Source organism: Halococcus hamelinensis 100A6 (assembly GCF_000336675.1).
Classification (GTDB): domain Archaea; phylum Halobacteriota; class Halobacteria; order Halobacteriales; family Halococcaceae; genus Halococcus; species Halococcus hamelinensis.
In genome coordinates this window covers 149,358-168,879 of sequence record NZ_AOMB01000043.1, presented here as the reverse complement: position 1 = coordinate 168,879, position 19,522 = coordinate 149,358, and the positions used below count along the sequence as shown (strand labels likewise).

19 protein-coding genes are annotated in these 19,522 nt (G+C 69.5%); 3 read left to right on the top strand and 16 right to left on the bottom strand.

Features of this window, described 5'->3' with window-relative positions; translation table 11 throughout:
- Nucleotides 1–2: 2 nt before the first annotated feature.
- Complete coding sequence (locus C447_RS18700) at nucleotides 3–128, bottom strand: C2H2-type zinc finger protein (RefSeq protein WP_237713319.1); 126 nt, start codon at nucleotides 126–128, stop codon at nucleotides 3–5.
- A 127-nt stretch (nucleotides 129–255) separates the two neighbouring features.
- Between C447_RS18700 and C447_RS16665 the strand changes: the two genes are divergently transcribed.
- On the top strand, nucleotides 256–1,320 hold the full coding sequence (locus C447_RS16665) for a TrmB family transcriptional regulator (protein WP_007695991.1): 1,065 nt from the start codon (nucleotides 256–258) through the stop codon (nucleotides 1,318–1,320).
- Here C447_RS16665 and C447_RS16660 read toward each other — a convergent pair.
- Both C447_RS16660 and C447_RS16655 read right to left on the bottom strand, forming a co-directional pair.
- Complete coding sequence (locus tag C447_RS16660) at nucleotides 1,317–2,573, bottom strand: MFS transporter (RefSeq protein WP_007695989.1); 1,257 nt, start codon at nucleotides 2,571–2,573, stop codon at nucleotides 1,317–1,319. The two genes, C447_RS16665 and C447_RS16660, sit on opposite strands and share 4 nt — an antisense overlap.
- A gap of 90 nt (nucleotides 2,574–2,663) precedes the next feature.
- Nucleotides 2,664–3,455 carry a helix-turn-helix transcriptional regulator gene (locus C447_RS16655; RefSeq protein WP_007695988.1) on the bottom strand — a complete coding sequence of 264 codons (792 nt, stop codon included), beginning with the start codon at nucleotides 3,453–3,455 and terminating at the stop codon, nucleotides 2,664–2,666.
- A gap of 218 nt (nucleotides 3,456–3,673) precedes the next feature.
- On the opposite strand from C447_RS16655, the gene C447_RS16650 reads away from it, so the two are divergent.
- Nucleotides 3,674–4,669, top strand: coding sequence for a DMT family transporter (locus C447_RS16650; RefSeq protein ID WP_007695986.1), 996 nt, complete (start codon nucleotides 3,674–3,676; stop codon nucleotides 4,667–4,669).
- Nucleotides 4,670–4,869: 200 nt separating this feature from the next.
- On the top strand, nucleotides 4,870–6,198 hold the full coding sequence (locus tag C447_RS16645) for a permease (RefSeq protein WP_007695984.1): 1,329 nt from the start codon (nucleotides 4,870–4,872) through the stop codon (nucleotides 6,196–6,198).
- A gap of 3 nt (nucleotides 6,199–6,201) precedes the next feature.
- On the opposite strand, the gene C447_RS16640 is transcribed toward C447_RS16645, so the two are convergent.
- From C447_RS16640 to C447_RS16585, 13 genes are all read right to left on the bottom strand, one after another.
- The gene (locus C447_RS16640; protein ID WP_007695983.1) at nucleotides 6,202–7,311 is read right to left on the bottom strand and encodes a CNNM domain-containing protein; all 1,110 of its coding nucleotides are present in this window, start codon (nucleotides 7,309–7,311) and stop codon (nucleotides 6,202–6,204) included.
- A 54-nt stretch (nucleotides 7,312–7,365) separates the two neighbouring features.
- The gene (locus C447_RS16635) at nucleotides 7,366–9,492 is read right to left on the bottom strand and encodes a PQQ-dependent sugar dehydrogenase (RefSeq protein ID WP_007695982.1); all 2,127 of its coding nucleotides are present in this window, start codon (nucleotides 9,490–9,492) and stop codon (nucleotides 7,366–7,368) included.
- 73 nt (nucleotides 9,493–9,565) lie between these two features.
- Nucleotides 9,566–11,560, bottom strand: a complete 1,995-nt coding sequence (locus C447_RS16630; RefSeq protein WP_007695981.1) for a PQQ-dependent sugar dehydrogenase — start codon at nucleotides 11,558–11,560, stop codon at nucleotides 9,566–9,568.
- A 224-nt stretch (nucleotides 11,561–11,784) separates the two neighbouring features.
- Nucleotides 11,785–13,368 carry a bifunctional phosphoribosylaminoimidazolecarboxamide formyltransferase/IMP cyclohydrolase gene (purH, locus tag C447_RS16625; protein ID WP_007695980.1) on the bottom strand — a complete coding sequence of 528 codons (1,584 nt, stop codon included), beginning with the start codon at nucleotides 13,366–13,368 and terminating at the stop codon, nucleotides 11,785–11,787.
- A gap of 75 nt (nucleotides 13,369–13,443) precedes the next feature.
- Complete coding sequence (locus C447_RS16620; protein ID WP_007695979.1) at nucleotides 13,444–14,079, bottom strand: non-canonical purine NTP pyrophosphatase; 636 nt, start codon at nucleotides 14,077–14,079, stop codon at nucleotides 13,444–13,446.
- A gap of 37 nt (nucleotides 14,080–14,116) precedes the next feature.
- Nucleotides 14,117–14,392 (bottom strand): DUF5808 domain-containing protein, encoded by a 276-nt coding sequence (locus C447_RS16615; protein WP_007695978.1) that lies wholly within the window; start codon nucleotides 14,390–14,392, stop codon nucleotides 14,117–14,119.
- A gap of 46 nt (nucleotides 14,393–14,438) precedes the next feature.
- The gene (locus C447_RS16610) at nucleotides 14,439–16,037 is read right to left on the bottom strand and encodes a bifunctional N(6)-L-threonylcarbamoyladenine synthase/serine/threonine protein kinase (RefSeq protein ID WP_007695976.1); all 1,599 of its coding nucleotides are present in this window, start codon (nucleotides 16,035–16,037) and stop codon (nucleotides 14,439–14,441) included.
- 69 nt (nucleotides 16,038–16,106) lie between these two features.
- On the bottom strand, nucleotides 16,107–16,241 hold the full coding sequence (locus tag C447_RS16605) for a 30S ribosomal protein S27ae (protein WP_007695974.1): 135 nt from the start codon (nucleotides 16,239–16,241) through the stop codon (nucleotides 16,107–16,109).
- Nucleotides 16,241–16,552, bottom strand: coding sequence for a 30S ribosomal protein S24e (locus tag C447_RS16600; RefSeq protein WP_007695972.1), 312 nt, complete (start codon nucleotides 16,550–16,552; stop codon nucleotides 16,241–16,243). The genes C447_RS16605 and C447_RS16600 overlap by 1 nt, the downstream gene beginning before the upstream one ends.
- 72 nt (nucleotides 16,553–16,624) lie before the next feature.
- Nucleotides 16,625–16,801 (bottom strand): hypothetical protein, encoded by a 177-nt coding sequence (locus C447_RS18000; RefSeq protein WP_153300671.1) that lies wholly within the window; start codon nucleotides 16,799–16,801, stop codon nucleotides 16,625–16,627.
- Between the two features lie 123 nt (nucleotides 16,802–16,924).
- Complete coding sequence (locus C447_RS16595; RefSeq protein WP_007695970.1) at nucleotides 16,925–17,122, bottom strand: hypothetical protein; 198 nt, start codon at nucleotides 17,120–17,122, stop codon at nucleotides 16,925–16,927.
- A 9-nt stretch (nucleotides 17,123–17,131) separates the two neighbouring features.
- A complete protein-coding gene (locus C447_RS16590; protein ID WP_007695969.1) occupies nucleotides 17,132–18,115 on the bottom strand; it encodes an aldo/keto reductase in 984 nt (327 codons plus the stop codon).
- A gap of 78 nt (nucleotides 18,116–18,193) precedes the next feature.
- Nucleotides 18,194–19,480: a TIGR00341 family protein gene (locus tag C447_RS16585; RefSeq protein WP_007695968.1), complete on the bottom strand. Its 1,287-nt coding sequence runs from the start codon at nucleotides 19,478–19,480 to the stop codon at nucleotides 18,194–18,196.
- Nucleotides 19,481–19,522 lie beyond the last annotated feature (42 nt).

Here is a 19,522-nt window from a genome sequence, read left to right as displayed (position 1 = left end):
AGTCAGGACGACGTCGGGTCGCTGTGTTCCGATTCGGCGTGCTGTTCGAGCTCTCGCTCGGTCTCGAAGACGGCTCCACAGGTCGAACACTCGAACTCGTCGTCGCCGCTCCACTCTCCGGAACTCATACCGACCAACGGCGGGCCGGCGGATTAGGCTCCGGGCCGGCACTCGCAGGCGGCGCGTCGGATCGGTCACCGACGCCCGCCGACGGAGGGGGCGGGACCTAAACCCACCAGTACCGAACGGTGTCCAATGGACTCCGACGAACTCCGGGCGGTGCTCGAAACGGCGGGGCTCTCGCCCTACCAGGCCGACGCCTACGTCGCGCTCCTCGAACGCGGCTCGGGGTCGGCGAGCGACATCGCCGCCTGGAGCGACGTGCCCCAACCCCGGGTCTACGACGTCCTCCGGGGGCTGGAGGACGCGGGCTACGTGACGACCTACGACCGCGACCGGCTCTACGCCCGGGCGAACGACCCCGACGAGGCGCTCTCGGGGTTGCGAACCGCAATCGAGCGGTTCGAGACCGCTATCGAGGCGGTCGAAACCCGGTATCGGGAGGCGACGGTCGAAGGCGGCGGCGTGAGCATCGTGCGCCGCCGCCGAACGGTGTTCGAACACGCCCGCGAGACGGTCGCGGGGGCGGCCGCCCACCTCCAGGTCGCCGCGACCCCCGAGGAGTTTCGCCGGCTCGAGGCCGACCTTCGCGACGCCTTCGAACGGGGCGTCCAGGTCCAGCTCTCGCTCCACGTCCCCGACGACGGCCTCGACGCGGCGGCGTTCGAGGGGACGTGTACCGAGGTGCGCCGCCGGGAGCTTCCGGGTCCGTTCTTGCTGCTGGCCGACCGCCAGCGGGCGTGCTATGCGACCGCCGCACCGCAGTCCGAGGAGTACGGCGTGCTCGTCGACGACTACACCACCGCCTACGTCTTCCACTGGTACTTCCTGAGCCGGCTCTGGGAGGTCTACGACGAGGTCTACACCGCGCGAAGCGAGGAGCCACCCCACTCGTTCGTCGAGATCACCGACTGCGTCCGGTGGCTCGAACCCCTTCTCGACGGCGGCGCGACCATCTCCGGCCGGGTCGAGGGCGAGTTCGTCGGGACGGGGGAGGCGTGTACCCTCGCCGGGGAGTTCGTCGGGGTCGAGTACACCGGCACGACGGACGAGGAACCCGCGTCGCTCCCCGAACTCGCCGGCGCGGCCCGGGTCTGCATCGAAACCGACGACCGCACGTACACGGTCGGCGGGCGGGGTGCCATCACCGAGGACGTCGCGGTGACCCGGCTCGTCGTCGAGCGGGTCGAGTCGGGCTAGTCGTCCCCGCTCGCGCCGACGGAATCGGCGTGAGAGCCCCGAGTGACCGTCGGGAGGACGGTCGTGAGCGCCACGATGGCGACCGCGAGCCCGAGCGCCGGGAGGAAGGCCACCCGGAGCGAGGTGGCGTCGGCGAGCAGCCCGATCAGCACCGGTCCGATCACGAACCCCCCATAGCCCGTCGTCGAGACCGCGGCGACCGCCCGCTCGGCCGGGGTGTCGGGGTCGTGGTTGCCCGCTAGGCTCACCGCCACCGGCATCACGCCGGCCAGCCCCGCCCCGAGCACCGCGAAGCCGACGAGCGAGACGACCGTCTGCGCGACGAGCGTCAGGGCGAGCCCCAGGCCCGCGACCGTCGCCGTCACCCGGAGGAAGCGCCGCGCGCCGAGCCGCGTGACGAGCCGGTCGGAGAGGAAGCGCCCGACCATCATCAACAGCGAGAACGCCGCGAAGCCGAGGGTCGCGACCGCGGGACCCGCGCCCGCCGGGCCGTCGAGGAAGACCGCGCTCCAGTCGTTGCCGACCCCCTCGATGAACAGCGCACAGAAGCCGATCGCACAGAAGCCCGCGAGCTTTCGGGAGGGGAGCGCGAACGCCGTGTCGCCGCCGGTGCTGGGTTCGAAGGGGAGCAGGCGCGTGCTGGCGGCGAGGCCGACGAGGAGCAGGGCCACCCCGACTATCGCGAAGTGGGTCTCGACCGAGAGCCCGAGCGCGACCGCGACCCCGCCGAAGCCCGATCCCACCAGCCCGCCGCCGCTGAACAGCCCGTGGAAGCTCCCCATTATCTGGCCGGCGTAACCGCGCTCGACCCGCACGCCCTGGGCGTTCGCCGCCACGTCGACCAGCCCCTTGCCGAACCCGAAGACGGCCAACAGCCCGACGAGGCTCGCGAACCCGCCGGCGAGCCCGACGACCGGGAGCCCGAGACAGTAGACGAACAGCCCGCCCCCGACCACGCGCCGGCTCCCGTAGCGCGAGACCAGCGCGCTGCTGGTCACCAGCCCGAGGATGCTCCCGACCGCGAGGCCGAGCAGCGCCAGCCCGATGGCCCCCGAATCGATCCCGAGGGAGGCGCTCACCGCCGGGATCCGGACCGCCCAGGTCGCGAACGCCGCGCCGAGCACCCCGAATATCACCGAGTCGGCGACCCGGGCCCGACGTGGCGTGTCGGGGTCCGCCGACCCGGACCGACGGTCGTCCCTCGCGCCGAGCAGGCGTGCGATGCGCCCCGTCGTTTCGGTCCCCGTCTTCATCGCTCGGCGGTCGGCACCGGCCACGGATAAGACTTATCAGTATAATTAACAATCCTCGTTGTAAATCCCGCGTGGTCGGCGGGGTCGAGCTCAATCGAGCGCGTCGAGGTCGAGCGGCGTGGCGTGCTCCCAGTAGGCCTCGTGGGTCTCGCGCGCCCACGCGACCGCCTCTTCGTCGTCGGTGTCGATCCCCGCCCGGAGGAGGCCGCCCTCGTCCCGGAGCAGCAGGTGGACGACGTCGTCGGCGAGCGTCACCGCGACCGGGATCGAGCCGTCGTAGAGCCGGACCTCGGCGTCGTCGGCCGCGAGCAGGTCTTGGAGCTGGCGGCGGAGGGGGGCGTCGTCGGCCAGCGCCTCGACCGCGGCGGGCGAGAACACCCCCTCGAACCGACCCTCGTGGTCGGCGATACGGCGCTGGAGCACGTCGAGGCTCCGGCCGTTGAACGCGTGCGAGAAGATCTTGACCTCGCTGGCGTCCCAGAGGAGTTCGAGCGCACGCTGGACGGGCGCGTCGGGTCGGGTCTGGCTCGGACGGGTGATCGTCGCGTCCCGGAGCCGACGGAGGTCGAACGTCATCGTGTCGGTCGGCAGCCACGCCATCACCTCGCGAAGCCGAAGCTCCGTTTCGAGGGTCTCCCGGAGGTCGGTGAACTCCGCCGCGACCATCTCCCCCGTGGCGGTCGTGGTGTAGCGCTCGCCGTCGTGGGTCACCCAGTGGCGCTCGGTGAGGTCCCTGAGGACGCGCCCGAGCGTGGGCTGGGAGGCGTCGGTGCGCTCGGCGAGCTCCCGGCGGGTGCAAGCGTGCTCGCGCAGCGTCTCGAGCACCGCCACCCGGTTCGCCGACAGCGCGAGGAACTCGATCTCTTCGAGCGCCCGGTCCATATCCTCCCTGGCCCCCGCTCGCGTATAGCCGTTTTCGTCCCCTGAAATCCGCTCACCCCGTGAGCCGACGACGCGCCGCAACACATTTTCATTCTTCGAAAAAGTTTCTGAACACATATACAAACCCGGACGACGTATCGTGACTCGATGAACGACGAACTCCCTCCCTTCGCGCGGATCGGTTTCGAGACGGTGGCCTCGGTCGGAGGACGGCCGTAGTGTCGGCGTCGCGTCGCCTGTTCGGCCTCTTCCTCGCTGCGGGCGTCTTCTTCGGCGGCACGTTCGTCGCCGCGAAGGCCGGCCTCGAGTACTTCCCGCCGCTGCTGTTCGTCGCCACCCGCTTCGACATCGGCGCGCTCGTGCTGGTCGGCTACGCGGTCTATCGGTTCCCGCGCGAGGAGCTGCTCCCCCGAACCCGGTCGGACCTCCTCGGGATCGCGGGCGCGGGCGTGTTCGCGATCGGGCTCACGAACGCCTGCATCTTCGTCGGCCAGCAGTTCACCACGAGCGGCGTCGGGTCGATCATCTACAGCCTCAACCCGATCCTGACGCCGGTGCTCGCGGCGGTGCTCCTCTCGGACGAACGCCTCTCGCGGGCCGGCGGCGTTGGGATGGCGATCGGGTTCGTCGGGGTGGCGCTCGTGGTGGGTATCGACCCCGCGAGCCTCCTCGGCGGCGGCCTGCTCGGGAAGGCCCTCATGCTCGCGGCGGCGGTCTTCGGCGCGCTCGGGAGCGTGACGATCCGCCGGGCGGACTCCTCGCTTTCGAGCACCGTCAGAACGGCCTGGGCGCTCCCGGTCGGGGCGCTGGTCTGTCACGGCCTCAGCCTCGCCGCCGGCGAGAGTTTCGCGGCGATCGAGTGGACCCTGCCCGGGATCGCGGCGCTCGGCTACGTCGGGGTTTTCTCGGGCGCGCTGGCGTTCATCGCCTACTTCGGCCTCCTCGACGAGGTCGGCGCGATCCAGGGCAACCTGATATTCTACCTCTCGCCCGTGGTGGCGACCCTCGGCGGCTGGGTGCTCCTCGGCGAGTCCGTCTCGGCCACGACGCTCGTCGGGTTCGTCGTCATCTTCTGCGGCTTCGCGGTGTTCGGCCGCGACTCGCTCGCCACCGAACTCGCTCGCCTCCGCCGGATGGTCCGCGACCGGACCGACGCCGACGCCCGGACCGTACGGGACGCGGTGCACGACTCCGCCTGGGGCGACCAAGACTGAGGAGAACTGTCCAAAATCGACCGGGATTCGACCCGTCCGATAATCCTCACGCTTCGTTCGCGGTGTTTCCTTCCCCGGATGGTTCGACATGTGAAACGAGCGGTTTCCCTCACTTCGTCATCGAACCCACTCTAGGCTGATGGCGATGGTCTCGAAGGCACAACGTAGGAAAAGGGCGACCGTGTAGATATGGACACACGATGGAGAGACGTGATTACGCGATCCTCACGGTGCTCGCGGTCCTCGCGGTCGCCGTCGGGGCGGTCACGACCCGGGAGCCCCTCGGCTCGTTTCTCGTCGGCGGGGCCGTCGAGACCGCGACGACGGCGGTCACGATGGGCTGGATAACGTGGTGGGCGCTGGTGGTCGGCTTCGCGATCGCCGGCGGCGTGGAGGCGTGGGTCCCGAGCGAGAAGGTCTCGGACCTCCTCGACGGCGACGGCCCGCGCGAACTCGCCTACGGCACCTTCTTCGGGTTCGTCTCGTCGAGCTGTTCGTACTCGGCGACCGCCACCGCGAAGAACTTCTTCAAGAAGGGCGCGTCGGCGGCCGCCGCGCTCGGCGCGTTCATGTTCGCCTCGACCAACCTCGTGATCGAGATCGGCGCGGTGATCTGGATCCTCCTGGGCTGGCAGTTCCTCGCCGCCGACTTCCTCGGCGGGCTGCTCCTGATCGGCCTGATGGCGCTCGGCTTCCGGTATCTCGTCCCCGACGACGTGATCGAGCGCGCCCGCGAGAACGCCACGTCCGACGACGAACCCACCGCGCGCGACCCGGTTTGCGGGATGGAGGTCGACCCGGAGGAGACGGAGTACTCCACCGAGCACGACGGCACGACCTACTACTTCTGCTCGGAAAGCTGCATGGAGAGCTTCGACCCCTCCGACGCGAACGACTCGATCCGCGAGCGCGCCACCTCGATCGACGGCTGGCGCGCGCTGGCCGACAAACAGTGGAAGGAGTGGGGGATGCTCTGGGAGGACATCCTCGTGGGATTCGTCTTCGCCGGCGTCCTCTCGGGGTTCGTGCCCGACTCGGTCTGGACCGGCCTGTTCGCCGGCGAGGTCCTCGGGCTGCCGGCGTTCGTGGTCTGGACTACGTTCCTCGGGGCGGTGATCGGTATCGTGACGTTCGTCTGTTCGGTCGGGAACGTCCCGTTCGCCACGATCCTCTGGACGGAGGGCCTCTCGTTCGGCGGCGTCCTGAGCTACATCTACGCCGACCTCATCATCCCGCCGTTGCTGGACGCCTACCGGGGCTACTACGGGACGCAGTTCGCGGCGGTCCTCTCTGGGATGATCTTCGTCTGTGCGGTCGTCACGGGACTGGTGGTCCACGCGGTCTTCGCCGGGTTCGGGCTCATCCCGGCGCGGGCGGGCACCCAGGTCGCCGAGACCTCGATACAGCTCGACTACAAGGCCGTCCTCAACGTGCTCGCCACCCTCCTGTTCGGCGCGCTCTACTACCTCCACCGCGACTCGTCGATGACGGACGACGCCCACGGCGGTGCGGGCTCGGCGGCGGACTGAGGCTCAGTCGAACGGGTCTTCGAGGTCCCCGGCGATCGCCTCGAACGCGTCGGTCGTCGTCACGAGCCCGACCACGCGGCTCTCTTCGCTCTTCCCGCCGGCTTCTCCGCCCTCGACGACCAGCGCGAGCTCCTGGCTCTCGGCCTGAAACCGGTCGATGAGTTCGCTGACCGGGAGGTCGTCGGGCACGGTCATCGGCGGGGTGGCGACGGCCTCCAGCGTGCGGCCCCCGTCGCGGAGCGCGTCGATGTTCGCGAGCACCACCGGCGCGTAGACGACCCCGACGAACTCGTCGAGCGAGTCGCCGACGAGTGGGAGTCGCGTGTGCTGGCGTTTTCGCATGACTTCGAGGTTGTCGACCGTCGGATCGCCCGTCGAGAGCGCCACCACCGCCTCGCGGGGGACCATCACGTCCGCGACGGGCGTCTCGCCGATCTCGAGCGCGTTGAGCACCTCCTCCTCGCGCTCGTCGGGGATCTCCCCACCCAGGATCGACCCCATCCGGCTCTTGATCTCGCCGCGCGAGGCCGGCCGGTCGTCGTCGTCCTCCTCCATCTCCTCGTCGGCCCACGACCGGGTGATCTCGATCCCGACGAGGCCGAGCAACCCCTTCGCCACCCAGTCGGCGAAACGGATCACCGGGCCGAGCAGCGTCGTCCACCAGTAGAGAACCGGCGCGCCGTAACGCGCCGCGAGCTTCGTGCGTTCGATCCCGAGGTAGGTCGGGGCCTGCTCGCCGACGATCACGTGGAGGAGGTTGACGCTGACGAGCGCGAGCCCCACCGCGAGCGCGGTGTGGCCCTCCGAGCCGCCGAGCACGCCGGCCAGACCCACCGCCCGGACCGCCGGGTCGAGCACCGCCACGAGCGCCGGTTCGGCCACGATCCCCAGCCCGACGCTCGATATCGTTATCCCGAGCTGACAGCCCGAGAGGTAGATCTCGAGCTCCTCGGTCATCTCCCAGGCGCGTTCGAGCCCGCTCCCGCCGCGGAACTCGCTCTCCGAGAACTGTCTGACCCGCGTCAGCGCGAACTCCGTGACGACGAAGAAGCCGTTCGAGAACAGCAGTGTGAGGCCGCCGAGCAACTGGACTCCCGTCGCGAACGTCGCCATTGCCCGTCCCTTTCCGGGCCGGAACCGTGAACGCGTTGACTCGCTCGCGGGCGGTCAGTCGTCGCGACCCAGCAGCGTCCGCGCCGCGCCGACCGCGACCGCGCCGACCGCCGCGAGCACGCCGAAGCCCGGACCCGAGCCCTCGGTGGTCCCCTCCGAACTCCCGTTCTCGGTCCCGCCGGCGGAGCCGCCCGTTCCGGCGGAGCCGCCCTCCGGCCCGGCCGCCGTGCCGGCGGTTCCCGCCGCGCTCGTTTCGGTCCCCGTCTGAGTACCGCTCGTTCCGGTTCCCGCTTGAGTGCCGCTCGTTCCGGTTCCGGACGGGGTCGAGCTTCCGTTCGCGGCCACCGTGGCGTTGCCGGCGGTCCCGGTGGACGCGTTCGTCGCGTTGCCGGTCGCCGTGGTCGCGTTGCCGGCCGTGGTCGATTCCTGGTTCTCGGGCGGTCGGATCCGTCGGACCCGCCCGGTCTCGTCGCCGCCGGTGTTGTCGGTCGTCAGGACGTAGAGCTCGCCGTCGTTGTCCCGTCCGAGGGCGAGGACGTAGCCGCCAACGTAGCCGTTCTCGGTGTTCTCGACCTGGAGGTCTTTGAGGTCCCAGAGACCGTCGCCGTCCGCGGGGGTGGCGGCGAACAGCGACCCCGTCGGGGTCTCGGTCTCCTGCGTCTTCCGGAAGTCCCCGAAGACGTACTTCCCCTGGAGGGCGGGGATCGCGTCGTTCTCGTAGATGTAGCCCCCGATCGACGCCGACCCGACGCCGATCCCCTCGTGGGTGTGGGGGTACTCGATGACCGGGTCGACGAGGGGCTCGCCGCCCCGGACGTCCTCGGGGGTGTGGGTCGGACACGACTCCGGCGGGTTCCGGCTCCCCTCGGGACCGGGTTCGAAACAGTGGGTCCCCTCGCGGACGTTCCAGCCGTAGTTGGTCCCCTTCTCGATCAGGTCGACCTCCTCGAACATGTTCTGGCCGACGTCCGAGGCGTAGAGATCCCCCTTGGAAAAGCCCATCCGCCACGGGTTACGGAGGCCCCACGCGTAGTACTCGTCGAGGCCTGCCTGACCCACGAGCGGGTTGTCGTCGGGGATGCCGTAGGCCTTCTCGCCGTCCCGGCTGTCGACGTCGATCCGGTGGATGCCCCCCAGCAGGTTCTCGGAGACGTTCTGGCCGTTGCCTCCCTCGTTCGCCTCGTACCAATCGGAGACGTGGCCGAGGTCGGTGTCGTGTGCCCCGCCGCCGTCGCCCATCCCCACGTAGAGGTAGCCGTCCTCGGGCCCGAAGACGATCGCGCCGGAGTTGTGCGTGGTGTACGGCGAGGGGATCTCCATGACCGTGCGCTCGGAGTCGGGGTCGGCGCTGGTGCCGTCGTCGTTCGCCGTGAACTCGGCGAGCACCTCGGTGTGGTCGAACTCCTCGGGCGTCCCCTCCCGGGTCGGAGCGCTGTAACGCAGGTAGAACTTTCTGTTCTCCTGGTACTCGGGGTGGAACGCGAGCCCCAGCAGCCCCATCTCGCCGGTGATCTCCACGAGCTTGTCGCTCACGTCGATGAACGGTTCGTCGCGGAGGCCGTCCGAATCCCGGAGGTAGACCTGGCCGAACCGGTCGACGATGTACATCCCCGGCCCGCCCGGCGGGGTCTCGAAGTCGAGCGGCGCGACGAGGCCACCGTCGGCGACGGTTTCGAGCCGTACCGACGCGCCCTCCGGAACGTACGGTTCCGCGCCCGTGTTCTCCGGCGTCGCGGTCTCCTCGCCGAACAGTATCTCCCCGCGCATCGAGACGGGATGGACGTCGCAGATGTAGGCCGCCATCTCCTCGGTCGCGGTGAACTCGTAGCTCTGGGTCGCGCCCTGTTCCGAGACGATCTCGCTGCGTTCGATCGTGTCGTCGTCGTCGTCGAGGAAGGCGACGTTGTGGGGCTGACCGTCGGTGTTCTCCCACTCGAACACGTAGGTCGTGCCGGCTTCGAGCCGGAGCGGGGGGTTGGTCTCGTCGGCGACCGAATCCGGCGAGCGCCCGATCCAGCCCCCGACCTCGCCACCGAAACTGAACGTCTCGGGGTCGGACTGTGCGCCGGCGAGCCCCCCGATACCGGCGAGCGCGCCGACCGCGGCCGCCGTCCGGAGGAATCGTCTGCGGGTCGTTCCGTTCGGTGCGAGCCGTTCCGTCGAGGTAGTATCGAAGTTCATTGTCAACTCTCACGCTCCGGCGAGTGGTCCCGTCCGTGTCGTCGTCCGGCCCGGACGGGCGATCCGGCGTCGGTCATTCGTCCCCGCCCCGGGACACCAGTCGGGCGGCGATGCCGACGAGGCCTGCCAGCCCCGCGAGCACGCCGAACCCGGGACCGCTCCCCGGGACGAACCGGCCGACCCCGCCGTCCTCGGTTTCGTTCGACGCGTTCGTGGTCGTCCCGGTGTCGGCCGTGGTCGGTGTCGGTTCCTCGGTCGCGGTGGCCGTCTCGGTCGCGGTCGGGGTGGGTTCGGCGGTCGCGGTCGCGGTCGGTGGTTGACCCGGCGTCTCGGTGTCGGCCGCCGTCGTCCCTTCGGTCGCGGGCGGCCGGAGGCGGTGGACGGCCCCGGTCTCGCCCGTCGGCCCGAGCTCGTCGGTCGTCAGCGCGTAGAGTTCGCCGTCGTTGTCGCGACCGACACACAGCAAGAATCCGTTCAGATGACCGTTGTCGGTGTCGGCGAGCGTTATCTCCTCGGTCGACCACTGGCCCTCGTCGGTCGGCGTGGCCGCGAACAGCGACCCCGTCGGTTCGGCCTTCCCCTTCGAGTAGTCGCCGAAGACGTACCGGCCTTCGAGCGCCGGGATGGTCGCGTTCTCGTAGAAGTAGCCGCCGATCACGGAGATGCCCGCGCCGGGGCCGTCCTCGACGTTCGGGTGGGGATACTCGACGACGGGGTCGATGAGCGGCTCGCCGCCGCGCACCGAGTCGGGGGTGCGGCTCGGACACGCTGCCCGCGTGTCGCCCGGGGTGCCGGTCGCGGCGAAACAGTGGGTGCCCTCCTTGACGTTCCAGCCGTAGTTGCCGCCCTTCTCGACGACGTCGACCTCCTCGTAGCGCGCCTGCCCGACGTCGGCGGCCATCAGCCGGCCGCCGGAAAAGCCCATCCGCCAGGGGTTGCGAAAGCCCCAGGCGTAGTGCTCGTCGAGGCCCGCGTCGTCGACCAGCGGGTTGTCGTCGGGGATGCCGTAGGCTTTCTCACCGTCTTGGGTATCGACGTCGATCCGGAGGATGCTCCCCAGGAGGTTGTGGCCGACGTCCTGGCCGTTGCCGCCCCGGTTCGGGGCGTACCAGTCGTCGACCTGCTTTTCGGACTTCAGCGCGCCGCCGCCGTTGCCGATGCTGACGTAGAGGTAGCCGTCGTCGGGGCCGAACGCGAGCGCGCCGCCGTTGTGGGTGTAGTACGGCGACGGCATTTCGAGCAGCGGGCGTTGGGTTCCGGGCAGCGCTCTCGTGCCCTCCTCGTTGGCCTCGTACTCCTCGACCACCTGGGTGTGGGTGTAGTTCGACGGCGTGCCCTCGCGCCGTGGGGCGCTGTAGGCCACGTAGAACTTGCGGTTCTCGGCGAAGTTCGGGTGGAACGCCAGCCCGAGCAAGCCACGCTCGTCGATCACCTTCTCGTTCGGGAGGCTCCCGAAGTCGATGAGCTGGTCGCCGAGGTCGAAGAAGGTCTCGCGCTCGCCGGAGCCGGTGTCGTAGACGTAGATCTGGCCCACCTGGTCCACGACGAAAAAGCGGCCGCGCTCGCCCGGCGGCATCGCGAGGTCCAGCGGTGCGGTGAGACCCTCGTCGGCGACCGTCTCGGTGCGGATGCTCGGCCCCATCTCGAAGTACGAGTCGTTCACCTCGACCCCGCTCGTCGTGGTCTCGGTCGCCGGCTCGAAACTGACGTCGCCGACCATCGTGGTCGGGTGGACCTCACAGAGGTAGGTCGCCATCTCCTCGGTCGCGGTGAACTCGAGGGTCTGGGTCTTCCCCTCCCCGGAGATGACCGCCGTCCGTTCGAGGACGGTGCCGTCGGTGTCGTGTATCTCGATGTTGTGTGGCGCGCCGTCGGTGTTCGTCCAGGTGATCCGGTAGTCGGTACCGGCTTCGAGGTGGAGGGTCGGGTTGGTCGCGCCGTCGATCCGGTCGGGAGACCGACCGACCCAGCCGGCGGTCGTGCCACCGAGTTCGATGGTTTCGGGCTGTGACTGGGCGGCGGCTCCCGTGAGCCCGCCGACGCCGGCGAGCGTGCCGGCCGCGGCCACAGTCAGAAACCGTCGGCGCGAGGGCAGACCGGACGAACCGGAGGACGCTCCCGTATCTGGTCCCTGTGTCATGTTCTTTGATGAAGACCGATCCCGGTGCCGGGAGTCGGTTTTAGCTATCTCGAAAGCGGTGCGGGATTCACTTAGCGGTTGTGATACCAGCATCACCGAGCGGTTCGTCGGAGAGAGCTTACTCGAACCCTGTGGGCCGCGGACCGGCCGGCTCAGTCGTGGCGGAAGGCGCGCTGACCGGTGTGGGCCATCGCGAGACCGAGGTCGTCGGCCGCCGCGACGACCTCGTCGTCCCGCATGGAGCCGCCGGGCTGGACCACCGCCTCGACGCCGGCCGTGGCCGCCGCCTCGATCCCGTCGGGGAACGGGAAGAACGCGTCCGACGCCAACACCGACCCTTCGGGATCCTTGCCCTCGGCGTGTTCGTCGGCCTTCATCGCCGCCAGCCGCACCGCGTCGACCCGCGAGACCTGCCCCATTCCGACCCCGACGGTCTCGGTGCCGTCGGCGAGCAGGATGGCGTTCGACTTGACGTGCTTGATGACCTGCCACGCGAAGCACATCGTCTCTAGTTGATCCTCGGTGGGCTCGCGCTCGGTGACGACTTCGAGGTCGTCCGGTGTGATGACCTGTGCGTCGCGCTCTTGAACCAGCCGACCACCCGCGAGTGGCTTCTCACGGAAGCGCGCCTGTTCCCCGAACGTGCCCACGTCGAGCACCCGGAGGTTCTCCTTCTCCCGGAAGGTCGAGAGCGCGTCGTCGGTGTAGCCCGGCGCGACCACGACCTCCTTGTAGGAGTCGACGACCTGCTCTGCGGTCGCGGCGTCACACTCACGGTTGAGCGCGACGATGCCGCCGAAGGCGCTCATCGGGTCGGTGGCGAGCGCGCGCTCGTAGGCCGTCGCGAGGTCGTCGGCGACCGCACAGCCCGCGGGGTTGGTGTGTTTGATCACCGCGGCGGCCGGCTCGTCGAACTCCTCGATCAGCCCGAGCGCGCCGTCGGCGTCGTTGTAGTTGTTGTACGAGAGCGCCTTCGCCTCGGGGTTCAACTGGTCGGCGTCGACCACGCTCGTCGCCTCGCTCGTCGGGTCGGCGTAGACCGCCGCGGCTTGGTGTGGGTTCTCGCCGTACCGGAGCTGTGCCCTGCGCTCCTCGTTTGTCATCCGTCGGCTCGGGAAGTCGTCGGTCGCGTCACGCTCGACTCGCACCTCGCGGTCGTCACCCTCGCCTTCGATCTCGATCGCGCCCTCGGCGAACCACCGGACGGCGCGTGGGTAGGCCGCGAACTCGGCTCGCTGGAGCACCCTGGTCTTCAGCGAGTCGGCGTCGTCGTTGGCGTAGACCGGTACCGCCTCCTGGGTCACGATCGGTCCGCCGTCCACCTCCTCCGTCGCGATATGTACCGTGCAGCCCGTGATGCCCACACCCGAATCGAGGACCTGCTCGTGGGCGTCGGCCCCCGGGAAGGCGGGCAGCAGCGACGGATGGACGTTGAACGTGGGTGGCGCGTCGTCGAGGTACTCGTCGGTGAGCACGCGCATGTAGCCGTCGAGACAGACGAGGTCGACGTCGTAGCCGTCGAGCGCGTCGAGTAGGCGACGGTCGTGGGCCTCGCGCGAATCGTCGCTCCGTTCGACGACTTCGGTGGGGATCCCGCGCTCGGTCGCGCCCTCGAGCACCGGCGCGTCGGGGTCGTCGGTGAGGACGACCGCGAGTTCCGCTCCGCCGGGCTCCCGCTCGGCGATCCGCAGCAGGTTCCGGCCCCGGTTCCCCGCCAGCCCCGCGATCCTGGTCATACTCGTGGTGGGGACGCCAGCCACTTTGTGCGTTCCCATTCGGTACCCGCTCGCCGCGCTCGCGACCGGGTCGGGCTACTCCCGGCGTTCGTCGAGCCACTCGCCGAACGACGCCAGCGCCCGTCCACGGTGGGAGACCGCGTTCTTCTCCTCCGTACCCATCTCCGCGAACGTGGTGCCGTCGTGCTCGAAGATCGGGTCGTAGCCGAACCCGCCGTCGCCGCGCGCCGGGACGATGCGGCCCCGAACCACGCCCTCGAAGAGCTTCACCGGCAGACCCTCGCTCGACTCGTCGCCCGCCGCGGCCGCGAGCGCGCGGTCGTCCCGGTCGACCGGGTCCGGGCTCGCGTCGAACGACCCGCCGTCGCAGTAGGCCAGCACGCACCGGAAGGCCGCCCGGTTGTCCTCGCCGGATCCGTCCTCGTCCTCCTGGTTCGTTGCGAGTCGTCGAACCCGCTCGACGCCGAGGGTGTCCTCGACGTACGCGGAGTACGGGCCCGGGAACCCATCGAGCGAATCGACGAACAGCCCCGCGTCGTCGACGATCACGGGTTCGTCCGCGTGGGTGTAAGCCTCGCGCGCGCCGTGAGCCGCGATCGTCCCGAGGTCGGGGGCCTGAACCTCGGTGTAGTCGTAGTCGAGGGGGTCGCAGTCGATGTACGCCCGCGCCTCGCGGACCTTCCCCTCGTTGGTCGTCACGTACCTGAGCATGCCAGGTATGGGTAACTCGCCGAAAAGTAGGCGTCGATCAGTCGACGATGACTTCGACCGGCTCCTCGTTCTCCTCGTACTCGCTCGTCTCCTCGCCCTTGCTCTCCTGGGCGACCAGCAGGGCGGCGACGCCGAGGACGATCCACGACCGCCAGTTGGCGAGGTTCAGGGTGTAGCCGACGCCGAACGGCTTCTTCACCAGCATCTCCTCGCCGGGCTGCCAGTACGCCGACAGCATCCGACCGAGGCTCGGGCGGTTGAAGTTGTACGGGACGCCGAAGATCTCGCCGGACGGTGGTCGTTCGTCTGCCATGCCCCTCCATTGGGCCGCCCCCGTTAAGTGATTTACTGGTCCCGCGCTACTGGTATCGCCCGCGACCCTCGATCTCCCGGAGGCGGTCGAGCACCTCGTGCTCGCCACGTTCGGCGTAGCGTGCCTCGAAGGCCTCACGAAGCCGGTCGGGCTCCGTGGCCGTTCCCGAGAGCGACTGTTCGAGGACGTGACAGTCCATCGCGTGGTCCTCGACCGCGTCGGTGTAGTAGCCGAGCCCGAAGTCGATGAGGTAGGTCCGGTTACTTCCATCGCTCACCCGGACGTTCCGCGTCGTCGGGTCGCCGTGGACGATCCCCGAGCCGTGGAGCCTCGCGAGGTGGTCGGCGACCGCGCGGACCCGGTCCGTGCTCGTCCCCGCATCCGCCTCCAGCCGGTCGCGGAGGTCGGCGTCGCCCACGCGTTCGAGGACCAACTGCGTCTCGTGGGTGTCGACGTCGTGGACCACCGGGGTCGGCACCCCGAGCCGGCGGGCGGCGCTCGTGAGACGGGCTTCCTCGACGACGCGCTCTCGCCGGAGCCGTTCGTCGAGCGCGGGATGGCGGTAGGACTTGGGGAGCCGGCGCTTGACCACCCGGTCGCCGTCGAACTCGACCACCGCCTCCGCACCCTGGCGGTCGGCTTCGGGGTCGCGGGTCCGCCGTCGGGGGTCGGGGTCGCGCCAGGTCACCGCGACCTGGTCGGGCCGGAACCCCGAATCGATCCGCGAGGACTCGACCGGGATGGTCTCTCCGGCCTCGGCCATCCTCGCGCCCAGCACCGCTATCATGCCGGCGTTGTCCTGCAGGAAGCGCGCCTCGGGCGCGAAGAACTCGGCCCCGCGCGCCGCGCACATCTCCCCGAGCATCGCCTGGAGCCGCGCGTTCTGGCCCACGCCGCCGCCGAGCACGAGTTCGGTCTCTCCGGTGAGCGCGAGCGCGCGTTCGGCCACCTCCGTGAGCATCGCGAAGGTGGTCTCCTGGAGCGAAAAGCAGACGTCCTCGACGGGGACCCCGTCGTCGACGGCCTCCTTCGCGGCGCTCATGATCCCCGAGAAGGAGAAGTCCATCCCGGTGACGACGTACGGCAGGCCGGTGTAGCTCCCCTCGCGCGCGGCACGTTCGACCTTCGGGCCGCCGGGATGCGACCAGTCGAGGTGGCGGGTGAACTTATCGAGCGCGTTGCCGATCCCGGTGTCCATCGTCTCGCCCAGGATCCGATATCGGTCGTCGAGGAACCCGAGGACGTGGGCGTTCGCGCCGCTGGTGTTGAGACAGATGGGCGCGTCGAAATTCGACCGGTGGCGACCGATCTCGGCGTGGGCGAGCATGTGGTTCACTCCGACGAGCGGCACGTCGAGCGAGAGCGCGAGCGCGCGGGCGGCGGTGCCCGCGATCCGGAGGCACGGACCGAGCCCCGGGCCGCGCGAGAACGCCACCGCGTCGACACCCTCCGCCCCCGCCTCGTCGAGCACCGTCTCGACCACGGCCGGGATCGCCGTGCGCATGTGTTCGGCGGCCTCGCGCGGGTGGATCCCGCCGCTCTCGGGCTGGTAGGCGTCGCTCTCGATGGTGATCTCGTCCGTTTCGGGATCGAACAGCGCCGCGCTCGCCGCCCACGCGGTGCCCTCGATACCGAGAACGCGCATCCGCCCGCTCACGCCCCCGTTCTCGTTCGTCCGTTCACGATGCCGCCCGCGCCGGCCCGACACATCGCCTCAGTTCCACTCGGTGTAGCCACACCGACCGCAGTGCGAGCGGTCGCCGTGGTCGGCGAGGAACGCGTCGCCACACCGGGGACACTGCTCGCGGTCGGTGGTGCCGTCGTCGTTGTAGAGGTCCGAACGGGACATTAGGCCTCCTCCGCTTCGACGTCGTCCCCGTCGCCCGCGATCTTGTTGCGTTCGAGCATGTAGGCCTGCTCGACTTCGAGGGCGTCCGCCGAGGACTCGTAGACCTTGGCGTAGCCGAGGGTTCGGCGCATCCCGAACTTGGTGTCGAGTTCGTGGATCACGACCTCGCCGGCGTCCTTGTTGAGCCGCGCGGCGAGGCTGTCGCGCACGGAGAGCCGCGACGGCGTCTCCTGGTCGTGGATGAGTTCGAACCGCACGTCGGTGCGGTGGAGCATCGGGTTCTCCTCCTCCGCGGTGATCTCTATTTCCATTACCCCACCTTCTCCCTGAAACGGCAAAAAGGATTTCGTGTTGGCCGCCCGGGTCTCACGGCGTTCAGCGAACTATTCGACGAACAGCCGGACGTCGTTCAGCACGTCGTTGTCCGGGTCGTCCGGAAGGGCGAGGTTCGCGGTGTCGCGCCACGCGGCGGTCCAGTCGTGGTCGGCATCCGCGCTCCTCCCGTCGCTTTCCGGACTCCCGGCGAACACCACGTCGTGGCCCGTCGTCTCCGCACCCATCCCCGAGCGGTAGGTGTGGTGTCGAACCCGAACCGGTTCGCCGATGGTGACCTCGACGCCGGTCCACGTCGCGACTGCCTCGCGAGCGGCCGCGACCCACTCCTCGTCGTGACCGACCTCGGCCTAGGGGAGCAGCGGTATTCCGTGCTGGTCGTGTTCGAGCACGAGTAATCGACCCCGGTCGTCGGTGACGCCCGCGACTACCACTCCCGCGATGGATTCGTACCGTTCGAAGTGGTCCTCGTGCTCCGCCGGCGGGGCGTCGACGAACTCGACGTCGTCGCGGTCACGCAGGGTTTCGGGCTCGGTGAGCCCGTCCATTCCGACGGACTACCACCGCTGGTGGACGTGCTCGGCGATCCGACCGTCGTAGACGTCCCGCGTTGCCCCGTGGCGCTCGTGGCTCAACTGGTCGGCGTCGCTCGCCGCGACGTTGTCGGCGATGTGCTCGGGGCTGGTCGAGCCCGGGATCACCGTAGAGACCGCCTCGAAGTCGAGGATCCAGCGGAGCGCGAACTGCGCGAGCGTGAGCTCCTCGGGAACGACTCGCTGAAGGTCCTCGACGGCCGCGACGCCCTCTTCTAATGGTACGCCCGCGAAGGTCTCGCCGACGTCGAACGCCTCGCCCTCGCGGTTGAAGTTGCGGTGGTCGTTCTCCTCGAAGTCGGTGTCCGCGTCGATGGCCCCGGTGAGGAGGCCCGAGGCGAGCGGGACGCGTACGACGATCCCGACGTCCTCGCGGTCGGCCGCCGCGAGCAGTTCCTCGGCGGGGCGCTGCCGGAACGGGTTGAAGATGACCTGCACCGTCTCGACGCCGGGATACTCGATGGCCTTCAGCCCCTCCTCGATCCGTTCGACGCTGACGCCGTAGTGGGCGATCCGGTCCTCCTCGACGAGGATGTCGAGCGCCTCGAACGTCTCGGGCTGGTAGTAGGCCTCGGTCGGCGGGCAGTGGAGCTGGAGCAGGTCGAGGGTCTCCTGACCGAGGTTCTCGCGGCTCCGGTCGACGAACCCACGGAGGTGTTCGAGGTCGTAGTCCTCGGCCTCGTGGGGGTCGAGCCGCCGACCGGCCTTCGTCGCCACCGTCGGTTCCTCGTCCCGCTCGTCGAGCACCTCCCGAATGAGGCGTTCGCTCCGGCCGTCGCCGTAGACGTCGGCGGTGTCGAGGAACGTCACCCCTTCGTCGAGCGCCGCCTCGATGGCCGCGTGGCCCTCCTCGTCGGTCACGTCGCCCCAGCTTCCCCCGATGTTCCAGGTGCCGTACCCGACTTCCGAGACGTCGTGACCGGTCGAACCGAGTGGTCGATGATCCATCACGGACCCTCCGGTCGTGCGGGGTGTAGGTGTGTCGGTCGTCGGGGTTCGGTGACGGACGGCGGGGGGCCGGTTCGTCTACGCGGTCGAACGCTGTCCTCTGACGAACACGACGTCGACGGCGACCGACCGACCGGTTTCGTTCGTCAACCGGTCGTCGATCCCCTGGGCGACGCCGGGTGGGATCCGTGTGTTGGGTCCGTGTTCGGCGACGACGTTCACCGACGCCGGGGTGCCGAGGAACACGTCCGCGATGGTGTACTCGACGCTCGCCGACCCGAACTGGAGTTCGTCGAACCGGCCGTCGTCGAACATCGCTTCGACCTCGTCGTTCGTCGTGTACTCGACGGTTCCGATCTCGAAGGAGGCCCACGTGACGAGCCCGAGCACGACCGAGAGCACCGCGATCCCGAACACGACGGCCGCGACGTGCGTCCGGACCCGACGGCGGGTTTGGGCCGCGTACGTCCCGAGCTCCGGGCGGTAGCCGGCGAGCCAGAACAGCACGAGCGCCGCGAGGTTGACCGCGAGCAGGTTCACCAGCACGAGCACGCCCGCGGCGACCGTGACCCCCGGATAGCCCCACGCGAGCCCGAGCCCCGCGGTGGCGGCCGGCGGGATGAGCGCCACCGCGATCGCGACGCCGACGAGCGCCGACCCGGCCCCCCGAATGAGGCTCACGGCACCTGCGATGCCCGATCCGAGTGCCAAGAACAGCGAGAGGAAGTTCGGCGAAGTCCGTTCGGCGACCTGCGGGATGGTACGGATGTCGACCGGCGGGAGGAGGACGGTCTCCTTCAGTAGGAGTCCGAAGAGCGCACCCGTCGCGACCGCGGCCGCCAGCCCGGTCGTTTGGAGCATCAGCCCGCGCGAGGCCATGTCGTCCCTCGCGAGCACCGTCCCGACGCTCGCCGAGATCGCCGGTCCCATCAGCGGCGCTATCACCATCGCGCCGATGATGGTCGCCGTCGAGTCGAGCAGGAGCCCCGCCGTCGCGATGAGCGTGCTCACCACGAGAAAGATGAAGAACGTCGAGGTCTCCGGCGCGAGCTCGGCGGCCCGTGCGACGAGTTCGTCGCGCGAGATGCGGAGATCGGTGTACCGCTCGCGGAGGTCGTCGATCCGGCGCGAGACGACCGTTTCGGTGGATTGAACGATCGTGTAAGCGTTCTCTTCGAGCCCCTCGTCACGGAGGCGCGAGAGAACCGGCTCGACGCCGCCGGTCGGCACCGGAAAGGAGATCACGGCCTCGAAGTCGCCCCGCCCGGTCTCCTCCCACATCGCGTAGTCGATCCCCTCGTCGTCGAGCGAGTCCACGATCGACTCGCGCGCCCCCTCGGGGACCAGTATCTGAACGAGCCTCATACTCCACAGTGATCGTTCGTGAAGATAACTGCGCCGCGTGTT

Coding starts and splice junctions, on each gene's coding strand:
- C447_RS16640 (WP_007695983.1), bottom strand. CDS start 7,311: ATGGCGACGTTCGCGACGGGAGTCCAGTTGCTCGGCGGCCTCACACTG.
- C447_RS18700 (WP_237713319.1), bottom strand. CDS start 128: ATGAGTTCCGGAGAGTGGAGCGGCGACGACGAGTTCGAGTGTTCGACC.
- C447_RS16665 (WP_007695991.1), top strand. CDS start 256: ATGGACTCCGACGAACTCCGGGCGGTGCTCGAAACGGCGGGGCTCTCG.
- C447_RS16620 (WP_007695979.1), bottom strand. CDS start 14,079: ATGCTCAGGTACGTGACGACCAACGAGGGGAAGGTCCGCGAGGCGCGG.
- C447_RS16635 (WP_007695982.1), bottom strand. CDS start 9,492: ATGAACTTCGATACTACCTCGACGGAACGGCTCGCACCGAACGGAACG.
- C447_RS16590 (WP_007695969.1), bottom strand. CDS start 18,115: ATGGATCATCGACCACTCGGTTCGACCGGTCACGACGTCTCGGAAGTC.
- C447_RS16660 (WP_007695989.1), bottom strand. CDS start 2,573: ATGAAGACGGGGACCGAAACGACGGGGCGCATCGCACGCCTGCTCGGC.
- C447_RS18000 (WP_153300671.1), bottom strand. CDS start 16,801: ATGGGTGCGGAGACGACGGGCCACGACGTGGTGTTCGCCGGGAGTCCG.
- C447_RS16595 (WP_007695970.1), bottom strand. CDS start 17,122: ATGGACGGGCTCACCGAGCCCGAAACCCTGCGTGACCGCGACGACGTC.
- C447_RS16615 (WP_007695978.1), bottom strand. CDS start 14,392: ATGGCAGACGAACGACCACCGTCCGGCGAGATCTTCGGCGTCCCGTAC.
- C447_RS16645 (WP_007695984.1), top strand. CDS start 4,870: ATGGAGAGACGTGATTACGCGATCCTCACGGTGCTCGCGGTCCTCGCG.
- C447_RS16600 (WP_007695972.1), bottom strand. CDS start 16,552: ATGGAAATAGAGATCACCGCGGAGGAGGAGAACCCGATGCTCCACCGC.
- C447_RS16605 (WP_007695974.1), bottom strand. CDS start 16,241: ATGTCCCGTTCGGACCTCTACAACGACGACGGCACCACCGACCGCGAG.
- C447_RS16610 (WP_007695976.1), bottom strand. CDS start 16,037: ATGCGCGTTCTCGGTATCGAGGGCACCGCGTGGGCGGCGAGCGCGGCG.
- C447_RS16655 (WP_007695988.1), bottom strand. CDS start 3,455: ATGGACCGGGCGCTCGAAGAGATCGAGTTCCTCGCGCTGTCGGCGAAC.
- C447_RS16585 (WP_007695968.1), bottom strand. CDS start 19,480: ATGAGGCTCGTTCAGATACTGGTCCCCGAGGGGGCGCGCGAGTCGATC.
- purH (WP_007695980.1), bottom strand. CDS start 13,368: ATGACCAGGATCGCGGGGCTGGCGGGGAACCGGGGCCGGAACCTGCTG.